Origin of the sequence: Acinetobacter sp. HZNU-JH01, from assembly GCF_037996845.1 — a bacterium.
In the GTDB taxonomy this organism is placed as follows: domain Bacteria; phylum Pseudomonadota; class Gammaproteobacteria; order Pseudomonadales; family Moraxellaceae; genus Acinetobacter; species Acinetobacter haemolyticus.
The window spans coordinates 2,784,345-2,797,204 of the sequence record NZ_JBBMZX010000001.1 but is presented as its reverse complement, the minus strand read 5'-3'; the positions used below and the strand labels follow the sequence as shown (position 1 = coordinate 2,797,204).

Here is a 12,860-nt window from a genome sequence, read left to right as displayed (position 1 = left end):
ACACTGTCATTTAATGTGTTAACTGTTTTTGTCGAACCTGTTGCCATTGCCACCAACCATAAGTTGCCAAACCAACAAAAGCTGCATAAAGCCCTGCCGTCAATAATAACTCTTTGTAGAGAAACATTCCCACATAGACAATATCGATGATGATCCAAAGTAACCAAGTAGCAATATGCTTTTGGCTGGTCCAATAGGTTGCAAGTAAACTAAAGGCTGCAAGTTGAGAATCCAACATAGGAAGTGAAGCATCCGTACAATACTTCAAAACCATGCCAAAAATTAAACCACCAGTTGCAGCTAAACATATTTGTGCCAATGCACTCGTTCGATTGATCGGCTCGATACGAATCTCATGATCTTGACGTTGCCCTTTTAACCAATAATAAAAACCATAGAAATTAAACACGATAAAGAAAAATTGTAAGATGGTTTCACCATACAATTTATAGGTGAAGAAAATGTAAGCATATAATGAACAAGCCAAAATATTGAACCACCAACACCACATATTCCGTTGTATGGTTAATGTTACTCCTATCACGCTAATGATGACGGCAATAATTTCTAATGCAGACAAAAGACAACTTCTTTGAATATTCGATCGTGACATTATGAAAAAATCCTAGATTTAAGCAACAGCTAAATCTCAAAATGCCTCACTGATTGTTTTTCTGTTCCTTCGTTTTATATGGAATGATTTATTACCTTTTTATATTTTAGTTAAGGGCCGAAATAGAATTGTAGAAAGCATTTTAATTTTTAGAGTGGCTATTTATTCAGCAATGGTTGTGTTATAAAAATACATAACTATTTTTTATGATCTATCAATGTTCACACTACAAGTTTCCTCAACTCGCACAAATCACATCGTTGATTGCACTCACGTCAGTGCCGCATGGCGACGTGTCTGCATTTTATTGCGAGGAGACTTTATCCATCGATTTCATCTCATGAATATCTATAAATAGAACATCATATGAAATGACAAGGTCACCTCAAACGTGGCCTTTTTTGTTGCCTAAAAATCAAGATGACGTTGTCATCACTGGAGTTTACCCATGTCTCAACTACATGAAAAAAGTTTACTGCCCTCCACACAGATACAGCCGACTGTTGTGTCTACATACCCTCGCCTCGCAACAGTCGGTCAATTTATTGCAGTCACTCTGATTTGGTCATTTACCCCCTTAGCGGCGGTATGGACAGTCAATGAACTGCATTGGGCGTGGGGCTTATTTCTACGATTTAGTCTCGCCATTCCTTTAGTTTACATCTGCTTGTTGTATTTCAAACTAAAGCTAACATGCAATGCAAAAGCTTTACTTAGCTATGCTGCTGGTGCAATTGGACTATTTGGGTCTATGGCGTTTTGCTATCTGGGCGCAACACGCGTACCTTCGAGTATGATTTCAATCATCTATGCAACGGCTCCACTATGGTCGGGATTAATCGCGGTATTTATTTTAAAACAAGAACGCTTTTTAATTCTGCAATGGGTTGGTCTAGTATTAGCGATATTTGGTCTAGTACTGACGCTCGGTCTTGCAACTGAAGAAATTCAACTGGATATGCTTGGTGTTGCTTACCAAATTATTGCTGTTTTGCTGTATGTACTGTCCATGTTTGCAGTAAACAAAATTAAAGCCGAAATACATCCAATCGTACAAACGGCTGGATCAACTTTAGTGTCATGGTTAGGTTATCTCGGTCTTATTGCTTTTTTTTGCACTGAAGCACCAACACAGTTACCGAACTTACAAACATCGTTAGCTTTAATATATAGTGCTTTGTTTTCCTCTGTTCTTGCGATGATGTTTTATTTTCATTTGATACAGAAGCTCAAACCCACAACGGTAATGCTTACCACAATTTTAACCCCAGCTTTGGCAACACTCTGGGGAATAACGCTAAATCAGGAACCTTTTAGCTCGCACTTATTTATGGGTTTGGTTTGCTTAGCAATCGGGTTAATCATGTATGTCTATCCCAAACAATGGTCCAGATAAGATATAAAAACTGCTGAGTCTGATAAATGATCAGAACATTTGTATTATATTATGCAATGACTCACGGAAAGGAACTGAAATGATGCTTCAACAGATCAGTTCCTTTTGATTTATAGCGTGACTTCCCAAAGATTTATTCAAGGATGAAAAATCGATGCGTACTTACGTTTTGTGGTTTATTTTAAGTCTTGCTTTGGTTTTACAAGGCTGTGCTTATCATACCCATCAATCAGCCTTGCATCCACAGAAAACAGCCATTTTAAAACAACGCTTTTATCAAGCTAAAACAATCACTGCCGACGGCACGGTGCTGGCATTTACGGTATACCAACCTAAGTTAGAGGCCAATCAAACAGCACCGTTGCTATTGCATACGCATGGTTTCGGTTTATCGCGCATGAAACGTCCTGAGCTGAGCTTATACGGTTTTTTATTACCTACTGGACAAGTCGCCAAATCGGCATGGAAACAAGGCTATTGGGTCATTAGTTACGACCAACGTGGTCATGGTAATAGCCAAGGAAAAATCCGTCTAACTGATCCTGAAAAAGAAGCTCAAGACATCATTACCATCATGGACTGGGCAGAAAAGAATTTACCTCAGTTAGCAATCAATCAAAACGGCGTGCGTACAGGCATGATCGGTGAATCCTATGCTGGTGGCGTACAATATCTAGCCTCAGCCTTGGATCCGCGCTTGCAAGCGATTGTTCCTATTACGACGTGGTATGACATTGTAAACAGTCTGGCCCCCAATGGCGTCCCTAAAAGTAACTGGATCAGTTTTCTAAACCTAATTGGGGATTGGTGGAATTGGAATAAATTTGATCCAGAACTCAAACAGGCCTATAGATCCACTCAACAAGGACAACTAGATCCTTCTTCTTACCACTTCTTACAACGACATCAGGCAAAATGGTTTTGCGAACACAATCAAAAACCACAGGCCAATGCATTGATTATTCAAGGTTTTAGGGATGTATTATTTCCATTTAATGAAGGTGTAAAAGCAGCAAAATGTATTAAAAATGCGCAAAAAGATGTGCATCTGATCGGTGTTGAAGGCGGACATTTACAACCTTTTGCACAAAGTTCACCATCAGGTCAAACACCGTTTTGGTATATTGGCAAAACAGTACAATGTGGCAATAAGCAGAAATATAATTTACAAGACACGATCCTTGCTTGGTTGAATCATCAGCTCAAAGATCGAAGTGAAAAACCAAATCTCGATGAACTGTGTGTGGATAACAGTCCAGTCCGTTCTTTGCAAGATCTAATGGCAAATACAGCATATACAATCACACCAACAAAAATTACTGCAACAAAAACCCAAGCCGTATTTGTACCTATTCAAGTTGCTGAACATGTACAACATATTACAGGTAGCCCATTATTAAAATTGAAAGTTGAAACTGAGCAAACGACATCACCTACTCTATTCATATCTCTAGCCCTTAAGTCTAAACAAACAGGTAAATATCAAATCGTGAATGAGCAAACCACACCATTTAACCTTGATAAAAAGCATCAATACGACCAGATTGTGTTGGGTTCAGCTCAACACGGGGCAACTCAAATGATAGAGTTATCGGGTATCAATACCCAGTTAAAGGAGGGAGACACTTTAGGATTATTCATAAATACTGAAAGTATCTATTATAAAAGAATTAAACAGCCCAAAATTGAAGTGGGGATTTCAGGAGAAATAATTTTACCCAAACTTTGGTCGATAGAAAATTCAGTACAATAATGACTTAGCCAAGTCGTCGAGAGTGGTTTATCACCACTCTCGATTGGCAATTAATTCTTCCATTTCAATTTCTAAATGCCCAACATCTTGCACCACCATCATCATAGCTTCAGCAATATAATCCGCTGCCGTATCATCCAAACTCGAGTCTAGATCTTCAAATTGCGGCTTCATTTCATTAATTTCAATCATGGTTTGATGAGCAAAACGATAGATTTCAGACTCAGATAAGTCTGTGCGCCCCACTTTTTTTGCAAACTGGTGAATATGTTGTTTGACTTCCGCAACCAAAATATCGGGATAATATTCGTCGTCAAACATCGGGAGAAGTAAATTTTCAAACATAAAAAATCATATGCCAATAAAACGCCTTGCTTATAACATACTCCAGCATAAATCACGATATTTATACATAAAAAAAGCGGTCTTTCCGACCGCCTTCTATAAATAAATACTAATCTTTGTTTACACTTAAACTCTTAGCGATTTTAGCAAGTTCAATAAACTCCTCCCTCATCTGATAAGGATCTGGTTTTGACGATTGCTGCGCCAACTGAATAATTTGATCCCACCCCATTGAGCCATTATATTGTCCACCTTTTAATTGCTGAGCATAAGCCGCTACAGCCACGGCAAAACGAGTATCTCCATGCGCTTGAGCAAGTGTTTTACTCCCCACTTTTATTGGCTGATTCAACAAAATACTCTTCTCTTGATTCGGCAGCTTATAACGTAGATTCACAAAGGCATATTCGGATTTTTTCGTACTGTCCATTTTAACTGAGGTTTGATAACGTGAATCATTGAGCCAACCTTGCTGCCCGACAGGAATGATTTCATATAGTGCTGTGACATTATGTCCAGCCCCAATATCTCCCGCATCAACCTGATCATTATTAAAATCTTCTTGCTTCAACATTCGATTTTCATACCCCACTAAACGATATTCTTTTACGGTCGCAGGGTTAAACTCAACTTGAATTTTGACATCTTGTGCAACAGTGGCAAGTGTAGAAGAAAGTTGCCGTTGTACCACTTTCTTTGCTTCATTTTTATTATCAATATAGCTGTAGTTCCCATCTCCGGCATCGGCTAGTTGTTCCATGAGCTGTTCATTATAATTGCCCGTGCCAAAACCCAATGTCGTTAGAGAAATCCCACTTTTACGTTTTTCAGCCACCATCCCTTTCAAGGTACTGAAATCAGTAATACCCACATTAAAATCGCCATCTGTCGCCAATAAAATTCGATTAATTCCATTTTTGACAAAAGCTTTTTCAGCTTGTTTATATGCCAATTGAATTGCTTGTTCACCTGCTGTTGCTCCGCCAGCACGTAAACCATTAATCACAGCCAAGATCTTTTCTTTTTGTTCGCCAGACGTCGGTTCAAGCACCAACTTTTCGCCACTTGCATAGGTAATGATCGTGACTTTATCTTGTGCTCTTAATTGTTCAGTCAATATTCGCAAAGTTTGTTTCACTAAGGGTAATTTATCTGCAGCACTCATACTGCCAGAAACATCCACCAAAAAAACCAAATTCGCAGGTGGTAATTGTTGAAGTGCAAGATCTTTTGCTTGAATACCAATTCGAATCAGTTTTGCATTTTCTTTCCAAGGGGAGTCAACAGTCTCGGTGGTGACAGAAAATGGATGTACACCATTTGGCTGTGGATATTGATAATCAAAATAATTAATCATCTCTTCAATTCGTACCGCATCAACAGGTGGTAATCGACCATCGTTTAAGAATCGACGCGTATTGGTGTAACTTCCAGTATCCACATCTATACTAAATGTTGAAACTGCCTGATCTGTAACACGATGGACTGGATTCACCTCATTTTTTTGATATTTTTCGGTGTTTTGTTCCAATTGTAGTCTTTCTGGACTTGGTCGTATCCCAACATATGATGCCGGTACAATCATTTTACGTGCGTTATCTACTGCTCGACTTGGTGCTGGCATTGCTAATTCAGCCACAACAACTCCACGCTCTTTGGCAGGGTTACTACATGCCATCAGCATACAACTAAGTACGGTGAAGCTGAATATTCTTGTCTTTTGGCGCATCTGATAATCCCTAAGTTTTATTTTGTCTTTTCAAATAAATGGTTTTATACACATTATTGTATGCAAAAAAATAAAGATACATCGTATTCGAATGTATCTTTATCTTCATCATTTCTCTACTATTATTTAGGCTAAGCGCATTGTATTCCACACTTTCACTGCATCACTGGTCGCTTTGACATCATGTGCCCGAACAATACTTGCACCCTGTTGAATACTCAACATATGTCCCATCACGCTTCCTACCGCACGTTCTGGTGCAGGCACACCATTTAATGCCTCACCAATAAAACGTTTACGAGATAGTCCAGATAAGATGGGATAGCCCATTTGATTAAGCTTCCAAAACTCATTCAACAGTTGAAAGTTCTGTTGGGCATTTTTAGCAAAACCAAAACCTGGATCAATAATAATATTTTCTTTTCTTATTCCAACTGCTAAGGCTTGATCAAGTCGTTGTTGTAACTCAAGCATCACATCTTCAGTTACATCATGATATTGATCTAATTGGTTCATATTGGTTGGTTCACCGCGCATATGCATCAATATCACAGGAATATTAAGTTCAGCGGCCGTTTCCAATGCATGAGGGCGTGTTAAGGCACGAACATCATTCCAGATGTGGGCACCTACTTGGACAGCGGCCTTTATGACTTCGGGCTGACTGGTATCAATCGACATGATCACTTTATATTGAGATAGTGCCTCAACAACAGGTATTACACGGCGAATTTCCTCTTCGACTGCAACAGGGGATGCATTTGGACGTGTTGACTCTCCTCCAATATCGATGATACCTGCACCATCTTCCATCATTTGTATAGCACGTTGAATCGCTTGGTCTTTTTGATAATGCAATCCACCATCACTAAATGAATCAGGTGTAACATTCAAAATACCCATAATCTGTGGCTGGGATAAATCTAAAGTAAAACGTCCACAGCTTAATTGAGATTGTGGTAATGGCATTAACTGCATCAAAACTCTCCACATTTTAATCAGACTATCTTAGCAAGACAGCCACCCACTCAGAGTTGATTTATTTTCAGCTTCATCGAAAAGTTAAACAAAAAAAGAGCGACCGAAGTCGCTCTTATATTGGATCGCTACATTAGCTCATCGCTGGCAATGGTGGTGGTGTAGATGGACCATCTTTCGGTGGTTCAAAATCAGCCACAGGATTTTCAGCGACATAGACTTTTGGTGGTTGTGGTTCACGACCTTCCATGATGTCACGGATTTGGTCACGATCAATAGTTTCCCATTCCATCAACGCTTTTACCATCGCATGTGCAATTTCTTGGTTGTTTTCTAAGATATCACGTGCAACTTTGTATTGCTGATCAAGAATACGACGAACCTCTTCGTCCACTTTCTGTTGAGTTGCTTCAGAAATAGTACGACTACCAACGTTACCAAAGAAGCCATTGTGATTCTCATCTTCATAAACCATGACACCAAGCGCATCAGACATACCGTACTTAGTGACCATTGCTCGTGCCATTTTTGTCGCACGCTCAAAGTCATTTGATGCACCAGTTGACATTTGATTAATGAAAATTTCTTCAGCAATACGTCCACCAAACAAGATAGATAGTTCATTTAACATCTTGTCTTTATAGTGGCTGGTTTGATCCTGTTCAGGAAGCTGCCAAGTGACACCCAGTGCCCAACCACGTGGCATAATCGTTACTTTATGCACAGGATCAGTACCCGGTAAAATCTCAGCAACAATCGCATGCCCTGCTTCATGATAAGCTGTCGCTCGACGCTCTTCTTCACGAATCACCATCGATTTACGCTCAGGTCCCATGTAGATCTTGTCTTTTGCATCTTCAAAATCATGCATATCGACCGTGTTTTTATTACGGCGAGCAGCAAATAATGCAGCTTCATTCACTAAGTTTGCCAATTGTGCACCAGAAAACCCGGGTGTACCTCGTGCAAGAATCTTAACGTCCACACCAGTGACTGAAGGTAACTTTTTCAAGTGCACGTTGAGGATTTGCTCACGACCACGAATGTCTGGCAATCCAACCATCACTTGACGGTCAAAACGTCCTGGGCGAAGTAAAGCTTTGTCTAATACATCAACACGGTTGGTTGCTGCAATCACGATCACGCCTTCATTGCCTTCAAAACCGTCCATTTCAACAAGCATTTGGTTTAAGGTTTGCTCACGCTCATCATGACCACCACCTGTACCTGAACCACGGTGACGACCAACAGCATCAATCTCATCGATGAAGATGATACACGGCGCATTGCGCTTAGCTTGTTCAAACATATCACGAACACGCGAAGCACCTACACCAACGAACATTTCAACAAAGTCTGAACCTGAGATACTAAAGAAAGGAACTTTAGCTTCACCAGCAATTGCTTTGGCCAATAAGGTTTTACCAGTACCTGGTGGACCAACCATTAACACGCCACGCGGAATCGTTGCACCAAGACGCTTAAACTTAGAAGGGTCTTTTAAGAAGTCTACGATTTCAACCACTTCTTGTTTGGCTTCATCGCAGCCTGCAACATCAGTAAAGGTCACTTTGATTTGGTCTTCAGAGAGCATCTTCGCTTTTGATTTACCAAAACTCATCGGACCATTTTTACCACCGGCTCCCCCACCCATATTGCGCATAAAGAACATGAACAACAGAATAATTAATAAAATAGGGAAACTTGCAATGAGAAGTTGCATCAAAATGCCTTGGCGTTGTGGTGCAATACCTTCAACTACGACATTGTGCTTATTCAAGCTTGGTAGCAACTGAGTGTCTTCTACTTGTGGACGAACAGTCTCGAATGAAGAGTTATCTGTTTTCTCACCACTGATATTTAAACCATCAATTGTAACTTGTTTAATTTGTCCAGCATTCACCGCCGCAACGAAATCAGAATATTTCATCGCCGCAGGCTTATTTCGGTCACTGACGTTGCTAAAAATCAAAATCAGAACACCGAGTATGACGAGCCACAATACGGCATTCTTGAAGTAATCGCTCAAGGCTTTATTCCCATATCAATCTAATTTGATCATACCTAATCTTGGCTGACCTTCACAAAAACAGCAATGGATTTGCGTTACAAAAAACTTAAAAGGTACAAAATGCACAATTTTTAGCAACTTGGCAAGTATACTTTTTATCGCAACGCTTTCTTGCGGCCTTGACCAATCAAAAAAACCTCTTTTGATCGAGCACGGGATGCCGCAGGTTTTGCTGTCTTTAACACATCAAAACTATCGACCACTTGCTTTCTAAACTCATCAAAGCCAGAACCTTGGAACACTTTAACCACAAACTGTCCATTCGGTCCAAGCACTTTTTGAGCAAAGTCCAAAGCCAATTCACACAAATAAATTTGACGTGGTTGATCAACAGCCCTATTACCTGATGTATTGGGGGCCATATCCGAAATTACAACGTCTACTTGACGTCCATTTAAAATATTTAACAATTTTTCGAAAACTTCTTCTTCTCGAAAATCACCTTGTAAAAAAGTGACATCTGGAAGTGCATCCATTTCTAGGATATCAGATGCAATTACAAGACCATTTGATCCGACCAGTTTACCTGCAATTTGAGACCAACTTCCGGGTGCTGCACCTAAGTCAACGACCGTCATTCCCGGCTTAATCATTTTATATTTTTCTTGGATTTCAAGCAGCTTGTACGCTGCACGTGCACGATAACCTTCCTTTTGTGCTTTTTTTACAAAAGGATCATCTAAGTGCTCTCTCATCCATGCACGACTGCTTTTCGACAATTTTTGGTTGGTAATGCGTATTGCCATAACTCACTAAATTTCAAAAAACTTCTGATTGGTCATTGTACGTTAAATTTGGGCTGAATACAGTACAAACACTCATGGATAATACGATCTTTTGTAGATTTTTCTGATTATCATGATCGATGAAATCAACACCAATTCGGGTATTCAAACACATTTAAAACAAAACACCTTCGCATTTTACATGGTAACAAAGCATCAATTAAAATTCCGCAAGCACACCTAAGTTTTGTTATACTAGGTCGTTTTTCGAATCAGGTATTTTTAATGGCGGCTTTATCTATCCATGAACGTAAACGTTTACGTCAAATTGGTCATGCACTTAACCCTGTGGTTATGATTGGCGGTCAAGGTCTTACTGAAAGCGTCATTGAGGAAGCTCAACGTGCACTGAATGACCATGAGTTGATTAAAGTTAAAATTGCTGGCGAAGATCGTGATGCGCGCGCGGCCGTCATTGATGCAATTGTTGAAGCAACAGGCGCTGAAGCTGTTCAGAAAATCGGTAAAATCGTTTTGCTTTATAAAAAAGCAGCGAAACAAAACCAACACCTTTCAAACTTAGTTCGTTTTGCTCATTTAAGTAATAAGTAATCATTATGGCAAGTTATGAACTGTCAGCATTTGATCGCTTTAGTGCCATTACGGTGGTTGGAGCGATTGAGCAACAAACGCCAGCAACATTGAATGTTGGTTTTTGGGTTCGTGACCCAAATCAATTTTTAATTTACCCAGATCAAGTTACTGCGCACCCACGCCATGACTTTTTGTGGGAAAAAACATGTTTTGAAATTTTTGTGGGTGTGAAAGATGAAGATTTCTATAGAGAAATTAATCTTTCCCCTTCTCAGGCTTGGCAAGTTTATCAATTTGAAGAATATCGCTTTCCAGAAGATATGCCACCTATCGCTGCCTATGATATTGAGCTAAATCATTTACAGCGCACACATTATGGTTTGAATATCAGTCTAGATCTGTCTCAGTTTATGCGACAGCATAAACTCAAATGGTCTGATCTCTATATCGGTCTTACAGCGGTGCTCAATACCACTCAAGGTATGCATTATTTTGCAATGCAACATAGTAGCCCTCACGCTGACTTTCATAACAAACGTGATTGGTTGCATCAATTTTAAATAAAAAAAAGCGAGAAAAATTCTCGCTTTTTTTTATCACTCTGCTCTATTAATTAGCTAGCACGAACTTTATTCCAAGCTTCAACTGCTTGTTCTTTAGTGCGCTTCAAACTGCCCACTAGAGTTTCTTTATGCTTCACAGAAATCTGGCTAATGTCATCTTTCAATTCTTTACTTACTTTCGTTAAATCTTCAATTAAAGCATTTAACTCAGTTTTAAGCGCATTTTTTAACTCAAGCAAGTTACCTTGAGATGAGTTAAGTTGGGTTTTGATCACTTCAATGCGTTCTAGAAGATCTTGTTTAATTTGCGCAAGTTGGTTTTGAATATTTTGATTCAACTCTTTTGCTTCTGTCTCAATCTTTTCTTGAGTTTCTGCAATCACTTCTTTCACTTGCTCTTGAGTCTCTGCAATCACTTCTTTCGCTTGTTCCTGAGTTTCTGCAATCACTTCTTTCGCTTTGGTCGCTTTCACGGCAACAGCTTCTTTGACTTCTGCAGTTTTCTCAGTCACAGTTTCTTTTGCTTTAGCCGTTTTAGCAGCAACGGTTTCTTTAACTTCTTCAACAGTTGTCGCAGTTTGATTTTCAGCCATTTTGATTCCCCTCTATATTGATTGTTGATTTTTTGGCTAGATATAAGATAAATCGCTTTAAGTAAGAATCACCAAAAAATTGTTAGACAATTTGCATAATATCTCACCAGACCGTCATCAAAATGACAGATTTAGCAATAGACCTTTATCCGCTTACAACGTTATTGGAGAGCGAACATTTCTCTATTTAATAATTAAAACACATAGACTTCTGACTTACTCATGCGTATAATGCGCTGTTAAGTTACAAGCGAGCAGACTGGAAGGAGGGGCATGTTTTTGAAAGACAGCCTGCCTTTTTTTATGTCTACTCGCTTTTTTACAGCCCTATTTTTGTGGTCTTAGTTCAGGAGCTTTGGTTTGAGCACCCCCGCCATTTTAGCCCTCGCAGATGGAACGATCTTTAAAGGAACGTCTATCGGTGCATCGGGTAGTACGACTGGTGAAGTCGTTTTTAACACTGCCATGACTGGTTATCAAGAAATTTTGACTGACCCAAGTTACGCACAGCAGCTTGTGACGTTGACTTATCCTCATATTGGAAATACTGGCTGTAATAGTGAAGACGTTGAATCAGGTCGCATCCATAAAGTATGGGCGAATGGTCTGATTATCCGCGATCTTCCTTTATTGCATAGCAACTTCCGTTCTGAACAATCATTAAGTGAATATCTAGAGCAACACAATGTTGTTGCAATTGCAGATATTGACACACGTAAACTCACTCGAATTTTGCGTGACAAAGGCGCGCAAAATGGTTGTATCCTTGCTGGCGAAAATATTACAGAAGAAGAAGCTATTGCAAAAGCACGTGCATTCGGCGGTTTAAACGGTTTAGATCTTGCAAAAGAATGTTGTGATCCAGCAGGTTTTGAATGGACTGAAGGTTCTTGGACTCTAGGTCAAGGTTTCACCCAACCAGAACTTAAATATCATGTTGTTGCATACGATTATGGTGTCAAAACCAACATCTTACGTATGCTCGCAGACCGTGGTTGCAAACTCACCGTCGTTCCTGCTCAGACACCTGCTGAAAATGTACTTGCGTTAAATCCAGATGGTGTGTTCTTGTCTAATGGTCCTGGTGATCCAGCAGCATGTGACTACGCCATTGAAGCGGTTAAAACCATTGTTGAAACCACGACATTACCTGTATTCGGTATTTGTTTAGGTCACCAAATTTTAGCGCTGGCTTCTGGTGCAAAAACCATGAAAATGAATCATGGACATCATGGCGCCAACCATCCTGTACAAAATCTTGAGAATGGTACAGTGATGATTACTTCTCAAAACCATGGCTTTGCAGTTGATGAAAGCACCTTACCTTCAAACTTAAAAGTAACGCATCGTTCATTGTTTGATGGTACAAACCAAGGTATTCATCGCACTGACAAACCAGCATTCAGCTTCCAAGGTCACCCTGAAGCGAGTCCTGGTCCACATGATTGCGCGCCGTTGTTCGATCATTTTATCGAACTTATCGAAGCAGCTAAGAAGTAA

The 12,860-nt window shown here is 39.7% G+C and carries 12 protein-coding genes; 5 read left to right on the top strand and 7 right to left on the bottom strand.

The window, feature by feature from the left end; translation table 11 throughout:
- Positions 1 to 10 precede the first annotated feature (10 nt).
- Positions 11 to 613 (bottom strand): nicotinamide riboside transporter PnuC, encoded by a 603-nt coding sequence (gene pnuC / locus AAC851_RS13235; RefSeq protein ID WP_151211692.1) that lies wholly within the window; start codon positions 611 to 613, stop codon positions 11 to 13.
- 448 nt (positions 614 to 1,061) lie between these two features.
- On the opposite strand from pnuC, the gene AAC851_RS13230 reads away from it, so the two are divergent.
- Both AAC851_RS13230 and AAC851_RS13225 read left to right on the top strand, forming a co-directional pair.
- Positions 1,062 to 2,009 carry a DMT family transporter gene (locus AAC851_RS13230; protein ID WP_340600943.1) on the top strand — a complete coding sequence of 316 codons (948 nt, stop codon included), beginning with the start codon at positions 1,062 to 1,064 and terminating at the stop codon, positions 2,007 to 2,009.
- A gap of 154 nt (positions 2,010 to 2,163) precedes the next feature.
- Positions 2,164 to 3,762 (top strand): alpha/beta hydrolase family protein, encoded by a 1,599-nt coding sequence (locus AAC851_RS13225; RefSeq protein WP_340600942.1) that lies wholly within the window; start codon positions 2,164 to 2,166, stop codon positions 3,760 to 3,762.
- A gap of 30 nt (positions 3,763 to 3,792) precedes the next feature.
- On the opposite strand, the gene AAC851_RS13220 is transcribed toward AAC851_RS13225, so the two are convergent.
- The 5 genes from AAC851_RS13220 to rlmE all read right to left on the bottom strand — a co-directional run bounded on the left by AAC851_RS13220 (position 3,793) and on the right by rlmE (position 9,631).
- A complete protein-coding gene (locus AAC851_RS13220; RefSeq protein ID WP_005089457.1) occupies positions 3,793 to 4,107 on the bottom strand; it encodes a DUF5713 family protein in 315 nt (104 codons plus the stop codon).
- A gap of 109 nt (positions 4,108 to 4,216) precedes the next feature.
- A complete protein-coding gene (locus AAC851_RS13215) occupies positions 4,217 to 5,836 on the bottom strand; it encodes a vWA domain-containing protein (RefSeq protein WP_340600941.1) in 1,620 nt (539 codons plus the stop codon).
- 126 nt (positions 5,837 to 5,962) lie between these two features.
- Positions 5,963 to 6,814: a dihydropteroate synthase gene (gene folP, locus AAC851_RS13210; protein WP_340600940.1), complete on the bottom strand. Its 852-nt coding sequence runs from the start codon at positions 6,812 to 6,814 to the stop codon at positions 5,963 to 5,965.
- 133 nt (positions 6,815 to 6,947) lie between these two features.
- Entirely contained in the window at positions 6,948 to 8,843 is a 1,896-nt protein-coding gene (gene ftsH, locus AAC851_RS13205; protein WP_004640283.1) for an ATP-dependent zinc metalloprotease FtsH, read from the bottom strand.
- A 137-nt stretch (positions 8,844 to 8,980) separates the two neighbouring features.
- Complete coding sequence (rlmE, locus tag AAC851_RS13200) at positions 8,981 to 9,631, bottom strand: 23S rRNA (uridine(2552)-2'-O)-methyltransferase RlmE (protein ID WP_004640284.1); 651 nt, start codon at positions 9,629 to 9,631, stop codon at positions 8,981 to 8,983.
- A gap of 264 nt (positions 9,632 to 9,895) precedes the next feature.
- Here rlmE and yhbY point away from each other — a divergent pair, with 264 nt between their 5' ends.
- Entirely contained in the window at positions 9,896 to 10,222 is a 327-nt protein-coding gene (gene yhbY / locus AAC851_RS13195; protein ID WP_004640287.1) for a ribosome assembly RNA-binding protein YhbY, read from the top strand.
- 5 nt (positions 10,223 to 10,227) lie between these two features.
- The gene (locus AAC851_RS13190) at positions 10,228 to 10,764 is read left to right on the top strand and encodes a DOMON-like domain-containing protein (RefSeq protein WP_125502872.1); all 537 of its coding nucleotides are present in this window, start codon (positions 10,228 to 10,230) and stop codon (positions 10,762 to 10,764) included.
- A gap of 53 nt (positions 10,765 to 10,817) precedes the next feature.
- Here AAC851_RS13190 and AAC851_RS13185 read toward each other — a convergent pair whose 3' ends face one another.
- Positions 10,818 to 11,360 carry a hypothetical protein gene (locus tag AAC851_RS13185; RefSeq protein ID WP_004640291.1) on the bottom strand — a complete coding sequence of 181 codons (543 nt, stop codon included), beginning with the start codon at positions 11,358 to 11,360 and terminating at the stop codon, positions 10,818 to 10,820.
- Positions 11,361 to 11,720: 360 nt separating this feature from the next.
- Between AAC851_RS13185 and carA the strand changes: the two genes are divergently transcribed.
- On the top strand, positions 11,721 to 12,860 hold the full coding sequence (carA, locus tag AAC851_RS13180) for a glutamine-hydrolyzing carbamoyl-phosphate synthase small subunit (RefSeq protein WP_125502874.1): 1,140 nt from the start codon (positions 11,721 to 11,723) through the stop codon (positions 12,858 to 12,860).

Excerpts from the sequence above, each read along its gene's own strand:
- yhbY (WP_004640287.1), top strand. The coding sequence starts at position 9,896 with ATGGCGGCTTTATCTATCCATGAACGTAAACGTTTACGTCAAATTGGT.
- AAC851_RS13190 (WP_125502872.1), top strand. The coding sequence starts at position 10,228 with ATGGCAAGTTATGAACTGTCAGCATTTGATCGCTTTAGTGCCATTACG.
- AAC851_RS13185 (WP_004640291.1), bottom strand. The coding sequence starts at position 11,360 with ATGGCTGAAAATCAAACTGCGACAACTGTTGAAGAAGTTAAAGAAACC.
- folP (WP_340600940.1), bottom strand. The coding sequence starts at position 6,814 with ATGCAGTTAATGCCATTACCACAATCTCAATTAAGCTGTGGACGTTTT.
- AAC851_RS13215 (WP_340600941.1), bottom strand. The coding sequence starts at position 5,836 with ATGCGCCAAAAGACAAGAATATTCAGCTTCACCGTACTTAGTTGTATG.
- AAC851_RS13230 (WP_340600943.1), top strand. The coding sequence starts at position 1,062 with ATGTCTCAACTACATGAAAAAAGTTTACTGCCCTCCACACAGATACAG.
- pnuC (WP_151211692.1), bottom strand. The coding sequence starts at position 613 with ATGTCACGATCGAATATTCAAAGAAGTTGTCTTTTGTCTGCATTAGAA.
- AAC851_RS13225 (WP_340600942.1), top strand. The coding sequence starts at position 2,164 with ATGCGTACTTACGTTTTGTGGTTTATTTTAAGTCTTGCTTTGGTTTTA.
- rlmE (WP_004640284.1), bottom strand. The coding sequence starts at position 9,631 with ATGGCAATACGCATTACCAACCAAAAATTGTCGAAAAGCAGTCGTGCA.
- AAC851_RS13220 (WP_005089457.1), bottom strand. The coding sequence starts at position 4,107 with ATGTTTGAAAATTTACTTCTCCCGATGTTTGACGACGAATATTATCCC.